General features: G+C 42.9%; 5 protein-coding genes. All 5 read left to right on the top strand.

What is annotated here, in order from left to right:
* The first annotated feature begins 38 nt into the window (after positions 1-38).
* The 5 genes from KO511_RS03145 to KO511_RS03125 all read left to right on the top strand — a co-directional run bounded on the left by KO511_RS03145 (position 39) and on the right by KO511_RS03125 (position 22,970).
* Positions 39-18,767 carry an Ig-like domain-containing protein gene (locus KO511_RS03145; protein ID WP_215986023.1) on the top strand — a complete coding sequence of 6,243 codons (18,729 nt, stop codon included), beginning with the start codon at positions 39-41 and terminating at the stop codon, positions 18,765-18,767.
* Between the two features lie 85 nt (positions 18,768-18,852).
* On the top strand, positions 18,853-19,332 hold the full coding sequence (locus KO511_RS03140; RefSeq protein ID WP_215986022.1) for a hypothetical protein: 480 nt from the start codon (positions 18,853-18,855) through the stop codon (positions 19,330-19,332).
* A gap of 215 nt (positions 19,333-19,547) precedes the next feature.
* On the top strand, positions 19,548-20,390 hold the full coding sequence (locus KO511_RS03135; protein WP_215986021.1) for a hypothetical protein: 843 nt from the start codon (positions 19,548-19,550) through the stop codon (positions 20,388-20,390).
* Positions 20,391-20,496: 106 nt separating this feature from the next.
* A complete protein-coding gene (locus KO511_RS03130) occupies positions 20,497-21,732 on the top strand; it encodes a TolC family protein (RefSeq protein ID WP_215986020.1) in 1,236 nt (411 codons plus the stop codon).
* Positions 21,732-22,970: an HlyD family secretion protein gene (locus KO511_RS03125; protein WP_215986019.1), complete on the top strand. Its 1,239-nt coding sequence runs from the start codon at positions 21,732-21,734 to the stop codon at positions 22,968-22,970. Before KO511_RS03130 ends, KO511_RS03125 begins: the two co-directional genes overlap by 1 nt.
* Position 22,971 lies beyond the last annotated feature (1 nt).

Raw genomic sequence — 22,971 nt, 5'->3', positions numbered from 1 at the left:
TTTATAGTAATTGACTAAAAAAAAATTATGACGAAATCATGAAACGAGTATTCTTCGAAGAAATCCACAACGGCAGTTTACCGATAGTAGACATCAAAAACGCTGGTTTTGACCTTATTGTCTCTACCTCTGATGGGCAAGTGTTACGTGTTGAGAATGGATTAACTGACCTTGTAACCAACAGAGCAAAAGTTACTTTTGCGAACGGGAGTGTGGTTGATTACAAGTCTTTGATTGAGAAATTCATTGTAGACAAAGAAAGTATCAAAACTCTTGATATCAACTTTATTGGTGACTCAGAGAATAGCCTTGCAGCAGACAAGGAAGGTACTGGCGTCAAAGAGGGTGCAATCAATGAAGTTACCTTTGCTTTAAAAGAAATCCTAGATGCTGCTGAGTCCTTTAACTTTGAGGGAAACTCTCCTCAATTATCAGAAGAGGAGATTCAGGCTGCCCTCAAAAAGGCGATAGAAGATGCGAAGGCAACTAAAGAAGTTGCAGAATTAGAAGATGTGAAGCCTGCTTCTGAAGAAAGCACTGAAGAGGCTGAAGGAGAAGAGGAAAAGTCTAAAAACACCTCTAGTAGCGAAGCAAAAGAACAAGCTGAGCAAAATAGCGACCAACTTGAAGGTATGAAAAATGATCTTAAAGGTGAAAAGGTCGATCCTAATGACAATACATCTAAATTAACTGGCGAGTACGAAACACCCCCACCAGTTGAGAACAACAACTCTTCAAGCAGTTCAGGTAAATACGACACTGAAGGCGAACCAAAAGAAGAAGAAACTTACGAATTCAAAGTTTCCCTTAAGGCTGACTCTGATTCTGGATCAAAGGGGGACTTCATTACCAATGTGGGTGAGCCAGTATTTGCAGGAACAGGTATTCCTACATCTGTCGTAACCATAAACATCAATGGCGTTGATAACTCAACAACTGTCGATGGTGAAGGTAACTGGGTGTTACCACCTATCCCTAAGCTAGATGAGGGGGAGTACTCTTACAGTGCGAAAGATACTGCTGGAAACAAAGTAAGCGGCACGTTGGTTATTGACCAAACAAACACACTCACACATGATCTTCAAAACGACACAGGTGTTAGCGATAGCGATAATATCACCCAAGATAGTCGCTTGGTTTTTGTTGGAAAAACGGATGCTGGAGCTGAGGTCATCCTTAAGATCAATGGCAAGGAGTACAAAGCGACCGCTAATGCCAACGGTGATTACACGGTTAAAGTGACCGATTCGCTACCTGATAATACATTTGACTACGAAATTATATCTACTGATGTGGCTGATAACGAAATTTCTGAAGCAGGAAAAGTAACCGTTGATACCAAGATAGATGCGAGTGTCGCTCTGTCTGAAGAAAATGATAGTGGTGCTAGCAACAGTGATGGAATTACGAATCACAATGAAGATATTACATTTGTTGGCAAAATAGAGCAGGGCGCAACTGCGTTTTTCGATTTCAATGGGATTAAATACCCAGTTCAGATCCAAGAAGATGGTTCTTGGAGTGTCACGATACCAACTCTTCTTGACGACAAGTCCTATGACTACAAGCTGGAGGTGACTGACCTTGCTGGTAACCATGAGGTTATTTCAGGTCAAATTGTTGTCGATACAACCACTTCAGTGTCTGGTGGGTTAGATAAAGCTTCTGATACGGGTAAATTCAATACCGACGGAATAACCATGGACACCAAGCCTTATTTTTCAGGTGAAGGTGAGCCGAAAGCAACCGTTGTGGTAACCATAAACAATCGAGACTACCAAACCGTTGTTGGTTCAGATGGAAAATGGAAGCTTCAAGTAACAAACGAATTACCTGATGCTGAATTGCCATACACTATTGTGATTACTGACCTTGCGGGTAATAAACACGAGATTGGTGACAAAATCGTAGTCGATACTGGTGTTACGGTAACTGCTCATCTTCAAACCGACACAGGGATAAGTGACAGTGACAATATCACAAAAAACAAAAACAACGTCATTGTCGGTAAGGCTGAAGAGGGCGCCAGTGCCACAATTACAATTACAGGTCTAAATGGCGGAAAACCTTTCCCATTGGAAGTAAACCAAGAAGGGACATTCTCATTTGAAACAGGTGACCTTCCAGACTCAACATACGAGTACACCATCCATGTGACAGATAAGCCTGGTAACGAGGCTTCATTAAAGCAATCGTTCACCGTTGACACTACAACATTTGTTGAAGGTGGGCTTGATGCTGCTTCAGATTCAGGTAAAAGCAATACCGACTCAATCACCAATATTGATAAGCCGACTATTTCAGGTCGAGGTGAGTCAAAATCGACGATCATCCTCAAGATAAACGATAAAGAATACTCTGCGAAAGTTAGCAGCGATGAGCGATGGGCTATTGATATCACCGAACCCCTTCCTAACGGATTGGTAAAATACGAGGTGATAGCTACTGACGTTGCAGGTAATACTGCGAGCTTTGAGAAATCGCTAACTCTTGATACTAAAGCCCCGACTAACGTGACCATCACTCTTGATAACGATTCTGGTGAAACTAGTACTGACTGGATAACAAACAGCCGACAGCCAAAAATCTCAGGTACAGTAGAAATTGGTGTCAGTGTCGTTTTGGTTGTCGATGGTCGTACATTTGACTCAGAGAGCGGTGTTCTCGTGGAGAACGGCACTTGGTCGTTCACATATCCAGATGAGCTATCAGACGGCACTTTCGATGTGAAAGTTGTAGCTACTGACAAAGCAGGTAACGATTTTGTCATTGAGAAGGAAATTGTTATCGATGGGACGACTCATATCTCTGGTGGACTTGATTCAGCATCTGATTCAGGCGCGAGTAATTCAGATAAGGTTACTAATGTTAATAACCCTAAATTTAAAGGATTGTCTGAAGAAAATTCGCAGGTGAAGCTTAACGTTGGCGGCAAAGATTATGTCGTAAAATCTGATGACCAAGGACAGTGGTCTATCCAAGTAGATGAGCTTAGTGAAGGTTATCATGTCGTAACAATGACGGTTACTGACATAGCAGGCAACACAAAAACCATTAATGAAACTATTGTGATTGACACAACTGATCCAGTCGAATCCACAATTAGTTTAAAGAACGATTCAGGGAAGTCGGCAAGCGACTTCATTACGAAAAACAATGTTCCATCACTACAAGGTCAGGCTGAGCCAGAGAGTTCAGTGGAAATCATTGTGCGATTCCAAAATGGTGCAGAGTACAAATACAAAGAGCCTGATGTTGTGGTTGATAAACAAACAGGTGAGTGGAGCTTTGTTTCTCCTATCAAATACCCTGATGGTAGCCACGAAATATTTGTGCTTTCCACTGATGCAGCAGGAAACACTTCTGAAAAATCTCAGACAATCATTGTTGATACGCAGATTGAGTTAACGTCGCAATTAGATCCATTGTCAGACTCTGGAGATAAAGGTGACCGAGTTACCAACAACCAGACGCCAACCATAAAAGGTACAGGTACGGCTGGAGACACTGTAACACTCACAATCAATGGCAACTCATTTTCCTCAATTATTAGGGAGGATGGAGAGTGGTCTATTACAGTATCAGATACACTTCCTCTTAGCCCAGATCAGGCTTATGAATACAAAGTTGTTGTTATTGATGCTGCAGGGAACACAACTTCTAGAACAGACAGAATTTTTATAGACACTGAGACCAAAGTCTCTGGTGGGCTTGATAGTACCAGTGATAGCGCGGCGATAGACGGCATCACCAATGACAACACGCCAAAATTTAGCGGAGAGGCAGAGCCTTCTGCCGTTGTTGTTCTCGAAATTCACGGAAAAAGATTTGAGACTGTTGCGGATGAGGGTGGGCGCTGGTCTATTCAGCTTAATACGGCTCTCTCTGACAGTGACTATCCGTACACGATCACAGCAACGGATAAGGCTGGAAACACACATGACATCAGCGATGTAATCACGGTTGACACTAAAACCAGTGTTTCAGGGGGACTAGATCCAAATTCAGATAGCGGAAACACTGACGGGTTAACAAACATCAACAAACCTTTCTTCTCAGGAAAGGGAGAAATTGGCAGCACAGTAACCGTTACGATCAACGGAAAAGACTACCAAGGGCTGGTGGATGAGAACAATAACTGGAAAATCCAAATCACAGATGCTCTCCCTGACGACGGATACACCTATCAAATCGTTGCCGTAGATGTTGCTGGGAACAAAGCAACGCTTCCTGAAGGAAACATTCAGATAGACACTAAAACTCAAGTCAGTGGTGGTCTAGCGGCTGGTTTTGACTCGGGAAGTAGTGACAGCGACAGGTTAACAAAGTTTGATTCACCTAAATTCTCTGGTTCAGGGGAAGTTGGTGGAACAGTGACCATTACCATAGATGGTCGCCAATACTCAGCACAAGTGGATTCTACAGGGCAGTGGGAGATTGAAGGAATTCATAACCTTTCTGACGGAAAACACCCGTATGAAATTAGCACCGTGGATGCAGCGGGGAACAAAGAAAGCATTAAAACAGACTTAACTGTTGATACAACACCGCCAGAATTTACACCTGCAAAACTTGAAAAAGACACAGGATCAAAAGATAACGACATGATCACCAAAGAAGGTCAGCTTGTTTTTGTGGGGCGTGTTGCTGAGGTTGGAACAACGATTGAACTTAGTATCGACGGAAAAGTATTTAGGACTCCGAATGATATTTCTATTGAGCCTGATGGTTCTTGGAGACTTGAGCTTCCTGAAGCATTAGCTGAAAACCTTAATGGTTACAACTTCAAGATCACTTACACAGATTCGGCGGGTAACCCTGCTGTTCAGGGTGGTAAAGTAATCGTAGATACAACCAACAGTATTACTGGTGGATTAAGTGTATCTTCGGATTCTGGTGACAAAGGTGATAAAACAACCAATATCACTAAACCAACGATTTTTGGTCACACTGAAGCTAATGCAAAAATAACACTTTTAATCGACAACAACGAATACTCTACGTTTGCAGATGGCGACGGGAATTGGAGGGTTCAGGTAGGCCATAATCTTAGTGACAAGACTCACCAGTATACGGTGATCTCGAAAGATGTTGCTGGCAACAGAGTTGAATTTAATGATGAAGTAACAATTGATACAGCAGCATCATCACTATCAAGTATCTTCCTTGATAACGACTCAAAAATCAAAGGGGACTGGGTAAGCAAAAATGCTGATCCTCAGTGGAGTGGTACGCTTGAGAAAGGTACTGAACTGACAATAACTATTGTTGGTGCAGGCAAAACTATCGTGCTTCGCTCTCCTGATGATTTCTCCGTAGATGCGGAAGGTAACTGGACGACTTCTTTGGGTCAAAGTCTCGATGACAGTAAATATAAAGTTACTTTTGATGCGGTTGACCGTGCGGGGAACCCATCATCAATCACTCATGACCTTGAGATTGATACATCAATCACTCTGTCTGGTGGCCTAAGCGCGACTTCTGATAGCGGTGAAAGCTCATCAGACCAAATAACATCAAATAACACGCCTCTTTTCCGAGGCGAGGGTGAGTCTGGTGCCGAAGTAACACTGTCGATCAACGATACAGAGTACTCAGCAACAGTAGATGTAGATGGACGCTGGTCTATCAATATCATCAACGAGATCCCTGACGGTGTGTACCCAGTTGAGATATCAATTAAAGATACGGCAGGTAACGAAAAGTCTTTATCAGTAACCAATGTAACGATTGATACCACCGATTCTGTTATTGAGTCTGTAAAAATGACTACAGATACTGGTTCGAGTGCAGATGACGGTATAACTAAAGAAAGTAGCCCAACTTTTGTTGGCAAAACTGAGCCAAATACGAGGGTTGTTTTTGAGATCGCTGGACAGAGGTACGAAATACCTGAGAGCAGTATAGACTCAGAAGGAAACTGGAGCTTCTCACTTCCAGTTGAACTGCCTGACAACTCGTACTCATGGAGAGTCGTTGTAACAGATAAGGCAGGTAACACCTCTGAGCAAAGCGGAAATATCAAGATAGACACGGTTAATACACTAACTGGTGGGCTTGCTAAATCAAGCGATACTGGATCGTCGTCTACAGATAAGCTTACGAATGACAAAAACCCGAAATTTGAAGGAACTACCGAGGCGAAAGCTGTAGTAACAATTCGCTTCTCGAACGGAACTGAGTACAAAACTATTGCTGGGGATGACGGAACTTGGTCTATTGATGTCACTGACGGTCTTACTCATGGGCGTCATGAATATGAAATTACATCAGTTGATACCGCAGGTAACGACAAGAGCATTAAGAGTTTTGTAGATATCGATTTACAGGCTCCAGATGTAACCATTAATCTGGTCAATGATACAGGCTCTAGTACAACCGATGGCATCACGAAGAGTCGTACACCAATATTTAACGGGACTTCTGAGGCAGGCGCATCTATCGAGTTAACGATCGATAACATCACATACGGCGAACCTGCTGTTAAGGTTAATGCAAACGGTGAGTGGTCTTTTGTGCTACCTATTGAGTTAGATGATAGTGAATACCGAATTGATGTGGTTGCAATCGATCAGGCTGGGAACAAAACTGAAGAAACACTCAATATCGAGATTGATAATTCCGTGTTCTTGAACGCGAATTTGAAAGCAAGTTCCGATACTGGTGCTGATAGCACTGATGGAATAACAAGTGACCAAACGCCAGAGTACGAAGGTTCTGCTGACGCAGGCTCAACCATCACCTTAGCGGTAAATGGAAAAAGCTACACAGCTATTTCTGACGAAAATGAGCGCTGGCAACTTGCTATTACAGACCCTCTCCCAGAGGGGAATCATACCATCACTATTACTGTTGAGGATAAGGCGGGTAACACTAAGTCATTCCAAGACGAGATCACTATAGATAGAACCGCAGAGTTGAGCGGTGGGCTTAATGTGTCTAGTGATTCAGGTATAAGTAATAGCGACAAAATCACAAGTGATAAGTCGCCACTGCTTACAGGATTATCTGAAAAAGGCGCGGTAGTAACCGTGACGATCAATGGCGTTTCTCAAAGCGTTGAGGTTAAAGATGATAATTCTTGGGCTATCCAGTGGGATGCTGATCTCCTTGATGGTCGCCATAAAATAGAATTTAGCGTACTTGATATAGCGGAAAATACTTCTTCTTTCATCGAGTACGTCACTGTAGATACAAACAAGCCAGATGTTCCAAAAGTAACATTGGTTAACGACACAGGACTAGACCTGTCGGACAACATTACAAATCAAAACCGCCCTGAATTGGCTGGTGTTGTTGAGGATGGAGAAAGAGTTACATTAATAATTGACTCTGTTACATACCGTTCTCCAGACGACATTACCATTAATGAATCAGGAGAGTGGTCTTTCCGTGTGCCTGTAAATCTAGACGATAAAGAGCATCAATACACTGTTATTGTGGAGGATCTTGCTGGCAACAAAAACCAAGTGAATGGTTCAGTTACAGTAGATACAAAATTCACAATGACTTATGAGCTAGATGCTGAGTCTGACTCAGGTATCAAGGGTGATTTTAAGACCAATATCCAGACACCAACCTTCAAAGGCCAAGCTGAAATTGGTGCAAAAATCTCAATAGAGATCAATAGCAAAACCTACGAGGTAATTGCTAATGAGGATGGTTCATGGGAGCTAACAATTGATACTCCACTTCCGCATGGTGATCATAACTATGTAATTAAAGGAATCGATAAAGCGGGTAATGAGGCTGACTTCAAAGGAAAGATTTCAATAGATATTGAAACTGAACTTAGAGGTGGTCTTGATGAAAGCAGCAACTCAGGTGATCAATCGGATTTAATCACAAACTCGGAAGTTATTAAGTTCTCGGGTACAGGTGAAGCGTGTTCTAAGCTGACAATCAGTATCGGTGGAAAAACATACGAGCCTAGCGTTGATGCTTACGGTAGATGGGAATTCACTGTTCCTGATACCTTAGATGAAGGGAATTTCCCTTATGAGATAATCTCCATTGATGCTGCTGGGAACGAAGCGAAACTTGCAGATACTATCGAAATTGATAGAACTAACTTTGTGTCAGCAGAGCTTAAAGAAGGCTCTGATTCAGGTGTAAGCTCAAGTGATAATATCACCAACGTGCAGCGTCCAACCTTTATTGGTAATACTCAACCTAACTCTGAAGTTAAGTTAATCATCAATGGCTCAATTACTTACACAATAGATGTGAATGAGGATGGTTCATTTGAGTTCCAAATTCCTTCGGAGCTACTAGCGGGTAACTATAACTATGTTTTCGAGTCTGTAGATGCGGCTGGAAACAAGGTTGAAGATACTGGGCTTTTGGTTATCGATAATTTCGCTGAGTTAACTGGTGGGCTAGGTTCTGCCTCAAACTCCGGTGATAAGACTGATAAATTAACAAATTTCAATAAGCCTACTTTCTCAGGAACTGCTGAAGTGGGTTCTGAAATAACACTTAAGATCAACGAAAAAGAATACCAACTTACTGTTGGTGCAGATAAGACTTGGTCTATCACTTTGCCGGAATCGGACAAACTGGATGACGACACTTATCAGTACACTATATTCGCGACGGACAGAGCGGGTAACACAAGTAATATCGAAAATGAGGTCACCATTGATACTGTAGTTGAGTTGGCAGCTAATATGACAACAGACACTGGCTACAGCCCTACTGATGGTAAAACTCAGGAGAAGAATCCGTCATGGAACGGAACCATGGAGGTGGGTGCGGCAATTTCGATTACCTTAAACAACAAGACATACGACAGTAAATCAGGAATCACTGTTAACCAAGACGGAACTTGGTCATTCACCTTGCCTGCTGAGGATGCATTATCTGATGGCGACTACCTATGGGTTGTGAACATCACAGATGATGCAGGGAACGAAAACAAAGTAAGTAAGATAGTGACAGTTGATACGACAGCACCAACAGACTTGACAGTAGAGCTTATTAACGGTTCTGTTTCGGATCAAAGTATTACGAGCACTAAGATTCCGTCATTTGGTGGGTTATCTGAGGCAGGAACTCAAATTAAAGTCAAAATTGATGGCGTAAACCAGCCAGATGGCCTTGTAACTGTTAATCCAGATGGAACTTGGCAGTTTGTCGCTGGTGGCGAAATGCCTGACGGCAACTACCTGTTCGAGTTTATCTCGATAGATGCTGCTGGTAACCGTCAGGTTATTAAGCATGATCTTGAAATAGATACTTCTACGGAGGTAGATGGAAGACTAGATTCAAGTACAAACACAGGTACAACGATAGACCAAATCACTAAATCTGAGGACATAATATTCAGTGGTGAGGGCGAGTCTGGATCGAAAATCGAAATCGAAATCGAGTCTAAAACCTATGAAACGGTGGTGGAAGAAAATGGCAAATGGTCATTTATGTTGCCAGATCGTCTTGATGAAGGTGTGTTTGAGTATGTAATTACTGCAACTGATAAAGCCGGAAACACGGATACCGACCAAGGCCAAATTGAGGTTGATAGAACCAACACAATTGATGTTGCGTTCAAATATGGGTCGGATAGTGCCGACAAAACAGATGGTATTACCAATGTTAAGCAACCTACCTTTGTCGGAACAACGCAAAGTGGATCTACTGTTACGTTAATCATTAATGGCAGCACCTCTCACAATGTTTCGGTTAATCCTGATGGCACATTTGAATTCCAAATCCCAGAATCGCTTGACGATGGAGACTTCACTTATGAATTCATATCAGTGGATGTTGCTGGTAACCGAGTGACAGAAGAAGGTAGCTTCGTTATTGATACTGTGTCTGAGTTAACATGGGAATTAAGCTCTGATTCAGACAGCGGGGTATCAGGAGATAAGAAGACTAATGATCAAACGCCAACTTTTGAGGGATTAGCCGAAGTTGGTAGTCAAGTGGCACTTGAGATCAATGGGAAGCAGTACACGGTGACTGCTGACGCGGATAAATCGTGGTCTATCGAGATACCAGAAGCAGATAAGCTTCCTGCTGGTAAGTGGGATTACACCATCACTTCAGTTGATAAAGCGGGTAACCCGAAAGTTATTGAAGATTACGTCACTATCGATATCAACTCATCTGTGACTGCTGAATTACTCAATGATACAGGATCAGACGGAAGTGACGGTATCACTCAGTCTTCTATTCCTCAGTGGCGAGGAACCATGGAAAAAGGTTCTACGATCACTCTGACTATCAATAACAAAACATATACCGCTACAAATGGGATTGTTGTTAACAGTGATGGTACTTGGACATTTACTTTACCAAGCGCCGATGAGCTGGCAGACAAAAAATATGAGTGGGTTGTTCGAGTCGTTGATGAGGCGGGTAACGAAGCTGAACATCGTGATGTCATAACGGTTGATACACAAGCTCCAACTGAGTTAACGGTTAGTATCCTAAATGGGACAGTGGAAGACACTTCGATCTCAGGAGAGAAGACGCCAACATTTGGCGGAAACTCTGAAGCGGGAACAACCATTAGCGTCAAAGTAAATGGTGCCTTACAGCCAGACTCGCTTATCACAACAAACCCAGACGGTACTTGGAATTTTGAAGTCGGTGCTGGACTTGACGATGGTGACTATGTCTTTGAGTTTATTTCAACTGACACTGCTGGGAATAGTCAGTCTGTTAAGCATGAATTAGAAATTGACACTGTAACTACGGTTACTGGTGGGCTTTCATCAACTTCAGATTTAGGCGATAAGAATAATGATGGCGTGACCTCATCAAAAGAATTGGTCTTCAAAGGAACAGGTGAGCCAGATGCGAAAATAGTGTTACTCATCGACGGAAGAACCTTTGAAACAATTGTGGGCGCGGATAAGTCTTGGACGATAGATGTTGGTGAGCTAGATGGCTCTAACAACAATCGCTACGACTACACGATTACGGCTACTGATAAGGCGGGTAACGAAGCTACTGAGACTAACTTTATTATCGTTGACACTGTTGCGCCGACCAACCCAACCTTCACGCTGGATGCTTCTAGTGACACTAGTACTGCTGGTGATTGGATTACAAAATCTGAAAATATCGTGATTAATGGTGTTGGTGAGCCAGACTCAGAGCTAATAATTAAGATTGGTTCAAATACCTATGATTTGGTTGTTCCGGCTAATGGTCAATGGACTTTAGATTTGGCTAATTACCCAGAGGGTACACATAAGATAACCGTTACATCAAAAGACTTGGCAGGTAACGTTGCTTCGCATGAGGAGACCCTTGTTGTGGATCGTTCAATAAACCTTGATGGTAGATTGGATAAAGATTCTGATACTGGTATCTCTAGCACAGATAACTACACCAAGACTGAAAGACCAGTGTTCTCAGGAAGTTCAGATCCGAGAGCAGTTATTACCGTAACGATAAAAATGTCAGATGGTAGCACCATTAATTTGGATGCAGTCGCAGATGAGACAGGTTTGTGGAAGACAGACCCGAACCAGTACGGTGCTGACCTCGTTAACGGGACATATGAGTATACGGTTCATGCGATTGATGATGCGGTGAATGAAACCTCATTCAATGATAGTTTTATCGTAGATAGAACGATTTCAATGACGCTTAAGCTGGATGATTCTACAAACTCTAGCGACACAGAAGATTTGCTCACTAACTTCGAGAAACCAAGGTTCTCTGGGGTTGGTCAGCCAAACGACAAGATTACTGTATGGGTAGAAAACTCTTCTGGTGAGGTCGTTGAAACAATAAGTTCGACAGTTGCCTCTAACGGTAGCTGGACGGCAGACGTCCAATCATCACTAACAGATGGTGACTACAAAATCACAGCACAGGCCGTCGATAAAGCGGGAAATAGTGTTGCGCATGAAATTAACATCACTATCGACAGAACACCTCCAACTATATTGGAGGGTGGACTTGATGACTCTACGAACACAGGTTCTTTAAATGACAACATCACAAAGAATAACGTTCTTAAATTCTCAGGACAGGTTGAAGCTGGTTGTACAGTAAATATCGTAATTGGAGGTAAAACCTATAAGGCGATAGTTAACCCTGATGGTTATTGGTCATATCAAATGACTGAGGAGACTCCAGACGGTAATCATCCTTACACCATTGTGGCAACAGACCCTGCTGGTAACAGTACAGAAATCAGCAAGAGTGTAACAGTTGATAGAACTATTAACTTCACAGGTGCGCTAGAGCAAAGCTCTGATACGGGTGAGGATGCGACTGACTACATAACAAAAGAGACACGCCCAGTGTTTGCCGGATCGACAGATCCATTGTCTACCGTGGTGGTTCGCCTCAACATAGTGCCAGCTAAGACGATCAGTGTACAAGCGGATGCGGACGGAAACTTCTCTATTAACTTAGGAGATCTCTTCGGAGAGGGCGCTCAAATTCCAGAAGGCGACCATAGCTTAACTTTCATCGCGACTGACCCTGCTGGTAACGAAGACTCATTCAGTAAAACACTTGTTGTTGATACAACCAAGCCATTAGGTTTGACCGTTGAGTTGTCAGACGGCTCTGACAGTAACATAAAAGGTGACTTTATCACCAACGACAATACCCCTGTTATTGGAGGTAAAGTTGAAGTTGATGGTATTAGCCTTAAAGTTCAGATTGATGGAAAGAACTACGACGTTGATATCAATCCAGATGGTACATGGCAGTTCGCGGTGCCTGAAAGAGAAGATGGTACGCATCCGATCAAAGTTATCGCGGAAGATAAGGCGGGTAACCGCAATGTCATTCAAAAAGATTTGGTGATAGATACGCAAATCCCTGATGAGATTACAGGCCTACTATCTGCAAGCTCAGATAAAGGGCAATACATCAATGATGGTGTAACTAACATTAACCAAAACCTAAGCTTTGATGGTCAGGCTGAAATTAACGCTAGTGTTGTACTGGTTCTTTCAGATAAAACCTACACCGCTGCGGTTGATGCAACTGGTCACTGGTATGTAACGATTCCAGACTTAATCCCAGATGGTTCATATACTGCTGAGGTTCGAGTAACGGACAAGGCGGGTAACACGGGCGTAAAATCAATCCATTTTGAGGTTGATACTATCAAGCCAGAAATGAGTGATATAAAGCTAAAACCAGAAGATGATACTGGTTCTGATCAAACTGATGGGATCACGAATGTCGCAAACCCAACCATCGTTGGTTCCGCGAGCACAGATACGGCGAAAGTTTGGATCACAATCGATGGTACTTCTAAGAGTTACGATGCGGTTATAAATCCAGACGGTTCTTGGAGTGCTAAATTAAGCAACATCGGTGAAGGTGAGTTTACTTACACGGTACATGCGGTTGACGTAGCAGGTAACACCAACGAGAGCAGTGGTCACGCTATTACTGTTGATACACGAAATAATGTTGACGGTAGACTTGATGAAGGTTCTGATTCAGGTGCATCTAGTTCTGATGGCATCACGAATGTTCAGCGCCCAACATTTAGCGGTACTACGGATAGAGGTAACCAAGTATTCCTTGAGGTTAAAAACTCATCAGGTGATACCGTGTACTCTGACTTTAAGCAGGTGGATGGCACTGACTTTAGTTTCACTGTTGGTTCAAAACTCGATGATGACGACTACACATGGAGCATCATGGCTGTCGATAAAGCGGGTAACGCAGTTCCTGACGAAGGTAGCTTTACTATTGATACATCGAGCTATGTTACTGCTGGATTAAGTTCTGCTTCTGATACAGGCGAAAAAGGTGACAACATCACTAATTTGAAGAACCCAATTCTTTCAGGTGATGCGGAAGACTCAAGTGTAATCACAGTTGATGTAACTGGTAACTTTGGGGGATCTGTTTCAACGAAAACGTACACAACTAAAGCAAATGCTGCGGGTACATGGACGTTAACTATTCCTGATTCTGTTACTGATGGTCGCTATACGTATCAGGTGACAGCGGTCGATAAGGCTGGGAACACAAGTAGACATTTTGATGGTCATTTTGATGTAGATAGAATCCCTCCTTCTGTCGAGGGTAGTATTGTCACAGATAGTGGCGACCCAACAGATAAGATCACAAATGGTGTTCAGACTGGAGATAAGAAAGGTCATCTTGATTTTGCGGGTACGACTTCAGGTGGTGCTACTAATATTATCCTTACTGTTGCGGGTAGAACATACAATATTACGCCTAATCCAGATGGAACTTGGGAGTTTGTTGTTCCAGATAAGATTTCAGACGGGAAGTATACCTATACCTTTGTCGCTGAAGATACTGCTGGAAACAAGAGTGATCCTTACACTGAAGAAGTGACGGTAGATACCACGATTGATGGTATGGCGACACTTGCTCAAGAGTCTGACTCTGGCGAGCAAGGGGATAACTTGACCAACAAAACCAAGCCTATTATTAGCGGTAGTGGTGAAGCTGGCCTGTCTATCATTGCGACTATCTCAGGCGGTGGGTTAACGAACTTCTCACTGGGAAGAATTCAGGCTGACACTGAAGGTAAATGGACATTAAATATAGGAAATTATATCTCTGAGGGTCTTAGTGATGGCGGTTACGCGGTAACGCTATCAGCTACGGATAAGGCAGGGAATTCAGGTGACTTTACTTACCGATTCAATGTCGATACGACTCCTCCTGTTGTAAACCTTAATAAGTACAACTCTAGTGAGGTGACAACGGATAAACCGAAAATTTCAGGTTCTGGTGAAGTAGGTGCAACTGTTGTGTTAGTGATCGACGAAGAGACATTCTCTAATAAGGTCGCTTCTAATGGGCAGTGGGAGTTCTCAGGTGTCGAGATGCCTAGCTTCCCTGATGGCGCAGTTGAGTACCATGTTTATGCTACTGACAAAGCAGGAAACCGTTCTGAAAATGTCAACGACGTTGTAACCATCAACACGGGTACTTTCGTAGAAGGTGCGCTTGACGAAACAACGGACACAGGTGCTTTAAGCACAGATGGAATCACTCAAAACAGAACTCCAGCCTTCAAAGGTAATGGTGAAGCTAGTGGTGAAATCACTGTGGAGATAAGAGATGCTTCAGGCACGGTTATTAGAACTTACACAACTACCGTTGCTAAAAACGGTGTTTGGGAAGTCGTTGTGCCTGCTGATCAGCCACTAAATGACGGCGTATATAGCTATCAGATAAAAATCGTTGACTCAACGGGCAACGAAGCCTTTGTAGAGGAGAAAGATCTTGTTATCGATAACTCTGTTGCAATTGAATCCATTCACGGGTGGTCTGGAGCTTGGGGCGGTTTACTTCATGGCGACACTTGGTACTTAGCTTCGCAAGATAACCAAATACGTGGTGTTCTTGCAGGCAAAGAAAAAGGTGCTGAAATTAAGGTTGTGATTAACGGTCAAGCGTACGTTGGTGTTAGTGACAAGAACGGTAACTTTAACATCACGTTAAACCTCAAAGACGGTGTTTACGACGCTAAAGTGTATGTGAGCGACTTGGCGGGGAATACTACTGAGTCAAGCATTAAACTTGACGTAGACTCGGTGTCTGAATGGACACTAAACAACGATGACGATGTGAGTGGTGATCCTAAAAACTGGGTGGTAGCGACCTCTAGACCTACGTTTAGTGGTACAAACGATGCTGACAATGGTAACCGCATCCAAGTTAACTTTTACGGGGATACAGAGCTAACTTTTAAAGGAGTTGTGTCAGGCGGTTCTTGGTCTATTGTTCCTGATCAGGATGTACCAGACGGTACTTACTCATACCGAATCATCTACTGGGAAAAATCTGGTAGATGGATTGAACAGCGCGGAACTATCATCGTCGATACTGTTAACGAAGTAATGACGGTATCTGATCTTGATAAAGTAACAGATGCAGAGGGCAACTGGACTGCAACAAAAGTAACAGGATTTGGTGAACCTCATGCGAGTATCACTGTTACTCTCAACGGCGTTGAGTACACAACGAAGGTAAGCACTAGTGCTAAGTGGTCTATTGATTTGCCAATTACAGAAAATGGGAGCTTCAACTTCAATGTAAACTCAAAAGACCGTGCTGGTAATGAGGTGAATCTATCTGATAACCCTGATAACAAGCTAGTCGTAGACTTAATTGATAACTTGACTGTTGATGTCGAGGAAGGTGGTGCCTTCAATCCAACCGATAATCCTTTAACGGGTAAAGGTGATGCTGGTAACTCACTTCGAATCGTAATCACAGATGAACACGGCAACGTAATTGTTAGATACGCTGCGGTTAACTCTGATGGCACTTGGTCTATCAATCTATCAGCTCTTGCTGATGGTCAGTACTCTGTGAAGGTTATTGCTTCTTCGGATTGGGGAGAGAAAGAAATCACAACGACTATTAGTGTTGATAAAACGCCACCAGTAATCGAGGACGTTGAGCTAGATATTGATACAGGCTCTGACCCAAATGATGGTGTGACTTCGATTAAGTCGCCTACTTTCAGCGGCAAGGTTGAGGCTGGTTCGAGTGAAGTTACATTAACCATCGGTGGTGTGACTTATAAGAGCGGCGAGCACTTTGTTCTTCGTGAAGATGGTACATGGTCATTCACCGTGCCTGTAGAGCTTCCTGACGGTGAGCATATCTATAAAGTAACAGTGAGTGATGCTGTTGGTAACGAGTCTTCAATGAATGACAAAGTCGTTATTCAAAGCCAAGCACCTGTTATTTCGGATATTGCTATCGAAGGAGGCAATGATGCGGGTGGTAGCATAGTGACAAATAATGAACGCCCAGAGCTTTCAGGTCGAATTGATAGCAACTTGGTTAAGGTCTTTATCACAATTGGTTCAGTCACATTCGAGAGCGGAAAAGACTTCCTGATCATGGCTGATGGAACTTGGAAAATAGAGTTACCTGAAGGGCTTGGTGAGGGCGAGCATTCAGTTCAAATAAGAGCTGAGAGTGCATCAGGTATGGTAAATGATGAAACCATTTATTTTGAGATTGATGTGACTCCACCTCAGGGTACTGGGGCGCTAGATGCAACGGATAACTCATTCGGAGCTGAAGGCGTGATCACGAACAGTAGCCCAGTATTCTCTGGAGACTGTGAAGTGGGAGCAACAGTTCACGTCAACATCGGTAACCGAGTATACAAGTCTGTTGCTGGAAATGACGGCAAATGGGTGCTAGAGGTGCCAGACGTACTTCCAGATGACAAGTACCTGTACTTCATAGAAATGTTCGATGCAGCGGGTAACAAGACTCAAATCGACTACGACATGTTTAGAATTGACTCTACGCCACCAGCAATTGAATCAGTTCAGCTTGATACAGATACTGGCGCAAATGGTGCTGATGGTCTTACAGCAACAAGAACACCAACATTCAGCGGTAAAGTTGAGGCGGGTGCATCTGAAGTGACATTCACTATCGGTGATGTGACTTATAAGAGTGGAGAGCACTTTGATCTCAATGCCGATGGCACATGGTCATTTACCGTGCCTGTAGAGTTGGAAGATCGTGAGTACACTTACGAAGTAGTGGCGAAAGACCAATATGGTAATGCAACAACTAAGTCTTACACAGTAACAATTGATGCAACCAAGCCAATCTTCACGGATATGGCAATTCAAGGTGGTAACGACATTGATGGCACTTTAGTGACAAGTACAGTGCAACCTGAGCTTTCTGGTCGCATTGATATGGAATCCAGCAAGTTAACGATCACAATTGGTTCAGTAACCTATGAAAGTGGTACAGACTTCCATGTGTTCCCTGATGGGACTTGGAAAATCCTTCTTCCAGAAGGTCTTCCAGAAGGAAACCAAGTTGTTACTGTACGAGCTGAAACAGAGTCTGGCGCGGTAACCGAGGAAACATTTGAGTTTGAAATTGATGTGACTCCACCTGAAGGTGCAGGTCTGTTAGATGCGAGCGCGAATGAATTCGCTGGCGGAGACACAATTATCAACGGACGCCCTATTTTTTCGGGTACTGGTGAGGTTGGTGCAACGGTGACAATCACTATTTCAAGCAAACCATACTCTGCTGTTGTCGGAGAAGACGGAAACTGGTCACTCGAAGTGTCTGATACTCTTGCTGACAATCAGTACGTGTACGAGATTGAGATGACAGACCGAGCGGGTAACACTGCGCAAGTTGGTTACGGAATGGTAACGGTGGATTCCACAGCAGCCCCAGTTGCTCCAGAAACAACAACAGCTGACCCAATGGACTCTGATGTTAGCTTTGTAAGCGGAGAAGGTGTCGTGAGTGGTACAGGCGATTTCGGTGAGATCATCGAATTGTCGATTCAAGATGCGTCGCAAACTTACTACAGCGCTGAAGTTGATTTTGAAGGTAACTGGAGTGTCGCTATTACAGAAACATTGGAGGTGGGTTCTTACACTTACTCGGTATCAAAAACTGACCTTCAAGGTGATAGCGCTGTTGTGCAGCAAGGTTCGATGACTGTAACTGCTCCTGAGCAACCAGTGGAGGAAGGTTCAGCAATCGAAGTAACGCAATCGAATGATGAGTTGTTGCTTTCAGGTTTTGCTGACCATGATACGGAGGTGTTTATCACGGCTGATGGTATTGAGTCGAGCGTAATGTCGAGTGAGACTGGCGCTTGGTCTGCACCTGTTAGCGCGGATGCAACCGACGTTTCTATTCAAATGACCGAGGATGGTAAGTTAGTGAAAGAAACCGTTGATACGGGTACGGCGACAGCTCCAGAATCCAGTGAGCCAAATATGGCAACGGTATCTGGTGGTTATGAAACCGAGGAACCAATGGATGACACAATGTATTAACATCTATAAAAAACATTAAATTAAAAGCGGGTTGGATTTGTAGTCCACCCGCTTTTTTTTATACTCTCATATAAAATAAGTAAAAATGGATGACGATACTTTAGCGCCAATGGCGGATGCTTTGTCCGCGACATTAGCTGTTATTGTATTGCTTATTTGTTTCTTCATACTTGCGTCAGTTGTTGCTGTTTCAAAACAAATTGAGATTCAGAAAATTGGTGAACAGGAATATATAAAGCGCGAATTGGATATGGAGTTCGGTCATATATCTGTTGAGGAAGGAAAGTTACAGTTCTTTAAGAGTTTTGATAGCGAGCAAGACGCTGAGGTTATCACTAACTACCTGAATAGCGTGAAGGCGCTTTGCGGGGAGTGTGAGGCTTTTAAGGTTGTTTCTAACTATCCTGCAATTGATGTAAGCCAGCAACGGTCTCAAAGAAGAGCATTGAGCAATGCAATTAAAATGGTCCCTTTCATGCTAAAAAATGGGATGGATTATGAGCTTGAGTTATCAAGTGGATTTAACTTCTACTTTATAGATGTTCAACCTATAAAACCAGAATAGTTAAATGATAAAAACAGGGGCAATATATTAACTTAATTAATCAAGGTTGCTGAAAACCAAATACAAGAACGATACGTTTAAATATTTTTTCAAGGAGATTAAGTCTATAAAGATAAACAAAAAAATTACACAAAATGCATTATATTGGATATTTAATTTATGCGGCTGTCATAGCCTCATTCTTCTTCGTCCCAGCGGTACACAGTCTCGTTTCGATGTCGTACTCGTTGGCAACAGAAATCACAGTTGGCTGTTTAGCCGTAGCGGCATACCCACCTTTACAGTTCCTCATTTACCAAATTAGAGGCATGAGAGATCGTGTTTCTTTTGAGCGCATGTGCTCTGTCAGCCAAACCTGTGGTAACACCGTGGTTTCTTTGGGTCTGATTGGTACGTTCGTTGGTCTGACTCAGATGATTGAGAATATTGCGGGGGCTATCGGTGGTGAAGGTGGCAGTATTGATGAGCAGATTGCTCTTATCATGACCGCTATCGGTGAGTCACTCAATGCAATGTCTTTTGCCTTCTTAACATCGGTAATGGGTGTTGCAGCCTCTGTAATGATTTTCTGCGCGTCAGTGTACTTCAAGATGTACTTTGATAAATCTGATAAATCTGATAAATCTGAAGTAGTAACTGATGAGGTTATGCTAGAGAAGCTGAAGGCCATGGAGGAAGAGAATAACAAGCTTCGTCGTTACATGGGTCGAATCATTAAGTCTCAAATAGATCGTAAAGAGCTGGCATCTATCGTTATCAGTAACACCCTACAGGTTAAAGCTCTTACTGAGGCGTCAGGTAAACTGGCATCAAGCATTAACTCACAGGGTGAACTTAATGAGTCAATGATGACTGCCTTCAACAACTTCAAAGCTGATATTTCAAAGATTCAGAAGAGCCAAGACGCTATCTTGAAGTTTGAGGCGGGTAGTTACGAGAAGTTGACCAAGATTAACGAGGCAACGGACAACCTCAGTGGCACTCAAAAGGCCAATGCTTCAAAAATGCAGGAAGCAATAGGAGCAATAGCAGGCGGTTTACTTTCAATAAAGTCTTAAAAAAGTCACCAGAATTCGATAAAAAAGGAGGTCATTGACTTCCTTTTTTTTGTATTTTTCATAACAATCTTAGTGAATTTACTGAAAGCCAAGGGTTATAGTATTAATGAAAATTAAAGTTTTAGCGGCATCTGTCGCTCTTTTTTGCCTAAATTCAGGCACTGCACTCGCCGAAACGTCACTAAACGACTACATCGACCAATCCATTGGTAATTCTTACCTAATCAAGTCACTGATGTCTCAGCACGATGTTGAGAAAATCCGACTTGAGCAAGAGGATAAGTACTACCTACCAAGTTTCAAAATTGATCACACCACAAAGACACACATGGAAGATGGTAGTGACGAAGTGGGTATCGACCCATGGGATAACCGTGGTCATGAGTCTAATGTGAATCTGCGTAGTAATATCTGGCGCGACAACCATTCAGACGTATACAGCATGCTTGAGTCAAAAGCTGACGCATCAGGTATGAATGTAGAGATCGAGAAAAGTAATATCCGTGCTCAAGTAACTACCTCTGTGTACAACATCTTCCTATACGAGAGCTTAATTCGTGAAGGTGAAGACATCTTGAGGACAGCAAAGAAAATTGATGCTGACATTCGTAACAAGGTAAAGGGTGGTCTTGCTAAAGTCTCTGACCGCACTACCGCGGAAGTACTTATCACTGATATGGAAAACGCCATCCTAGCGACCAAGCTTAAAATCAAACAGCTTCGCCTTAACTTAGAGCAGGTGTCTGGTATACCTTATCCAGAAGATATGAAGATGGATATTGCTGCTGTGGATGCATTAATTGGAAAAACCAAAATTGGTGACCTCAATAACAACAAATCTCTACGTAAGAAAGCGCTAGAGGTGCAGGCTGCCAATAAGTCTATCGATACTGCGGATAACTGGATTAGCGTAGACCTATACGCGAAGACCAAGGCAGAAGACCTAACCTTTAACCGAACCGATAGTGAAGTGGGTATCATGGTCACCATGGATATCTTTAACCCAACTAACTACTGGAAAGAAAAGACAGCAACCTCGCAATACATGTCTGAGCAATACCTGCTAGACCAAATGCGTGAAGACATGAAACTCAGCTTAGAGTCTCAACTTTCTATCCTTGATAGTAACCGTCGCCTTCTTGATTCACAGCAAGACTCTATCAAGATCAAGAAAGACCTTATCAAAGAGCGCCAAAACGAATACCAAATCAACGTAACGTCTCTGTACGAGCTTATCCAAGCATGGAACGGATACTACCTAGCTATCCAACAGAAGACTGATACTGAGGCGACTCTGGTAAACACTATGCTGTCTATCGATGTCCTCATAGGTGAGATTTAATGACCTTTAACTCTAAGGTTTTCGTACCTTTGACAATTTGTTCACTCATAGGAATTGGGTTAAGCGAAATTGAATTGGTATCTCCGGGGCGCGGGTTCGTAGACGGTAAGAACAACACGCTCCAAATTAAGAGTCACAGCACAGGAAACGTTAAGGAAACCTACGTTTCCTCTGGCTCTGAAGTAAAAGATGGCGATCCCCTGATCGCCTTTGATAACCACGATGTTATCTATAAGTCGCAAAGCTTGATGAAAAATGGAAACAACCTCCAAAGTCAGCTAGAGAGAACAGAACTCGATATATGTGCTACCCGTCTACTCATGGATACCCTTGAGAATGAAGATGAAAAGCTTATTGAGGCTGTTATAGATGGTTGTGAGGCTAGCGATAAAGTTAAGCGTGACTTCGTAGGGGTGATTAAGAGCTATCAGTGGAAGGCGAAAGACTACTTTGCTTATAAGAGAGATATATCTGCTCTCGTGACGGCAAAGAAAGAAGAAGCCAAGATGATCCGCGATAGTATCAACATTACTAAATCGAAGATTCGCCGACTAGAAAAACATGGCGCGACTGCACTTCAGGTTGAAGATGCCAAAAGAGAGCTAAATAGTATGCTTCAGACCTTCAATGAAAACGAGTCTGGGGTTACTAAGCTTCAAATTGACGTCAATAGTAAGAAGTCAGCCATATTCAATGAGCTATCAGAAAGATTGGTTAGGATGACCGATAAGCTATACGACATACATGATGAACTGGCACTCAACTCTAATGAGCTGGCTCTAGCTAAACTCAAGATTGATCGCTCTACCATACATTCGCCTATCGATGGGGTCGTCCTTTCTTTAGAAGAAAACGTTGGTGTCGATTACTTCTTAGAGGAGTCTGAAGCCATCATGCTATTACAGAAGAACCAGTCTGATGTCGTGATTTCTGCAAAATTCCTCGCTAAATACCGTGGGGACATATCCCTAGGGATGAAAGTAAATATCCAGCCTTCGCTCGCGTCGGCGAAAACTACATTTAGTGGCACCATCACTCGAATCTCTGAAGACAGTTTTGAGGATGACCGAAAAAATGATGACTCACGTTACTACAAGGTAAGCATTACGCCTTCTGAAAACATTCCTCTCTCTGAGGGGACAGAGGTTAACTTGTTTGCTGTAGGGGGAACGGTGTCTGTTTTCGACTACATAAAGAGTGTTCTGGTTAAAAACAAAACAATATTTGAACCGTATTAAC

The organism is Vibrio hepatarius (assembly GCF_018860525.1).
Lineage (GTDB): Bacteria > Pseudomonadota > Gammaproteobacteria > Enterobacterales > Vibrionaceae > Vibrio > Vibrio hepatarius_B.
The sequence above is the reverse complement of the archived record's forward strand: the minus strand, read 5'-3'. Positions and strand labels throughout refer to the sequence as shown.

What these genes read in the sequence shown, in the direction of transcription:
- KO511_RS03145 (WP_215986023.1), top strand. Translation starts at nt 39, where the DNA reads ATGAAACGAGTATTCTTCGAAGAAATCCACAACGGCAGTTTACCGATA.
- KO511_RS03140 (WP_215986022.1), top strand. Translation starts at nt 18,853, where the DNA reads ATGGATGACGATACTTTAGCGCCAATGGCGGATGCTTTGTCCGCGACA.
- KO511_RS03135 (WP_215986021.1), top strand. Translation starts at nt 19,548, where the DNA reads ATGTCGTACTCGTTGGCAACAGAAATCACAGTTGGCTGTTTAGCCGTA.
- KO511_RS03130 (WP_215986020.1), top strand. Translation starts at nt 20,497, where the DNA reads ATGAAAATTAAAGTTTTAGCGGCATCTGTCGCTCTTTTTTGCCTAAAT.
- KO511_RS03125 (WP_215986019.1), top strand. Translation starts at nt 21,732, where the DNA reads ATGACCTTTAACTCTAAGGTTTTCGTACCTTTGACAATTTGTTCACTC.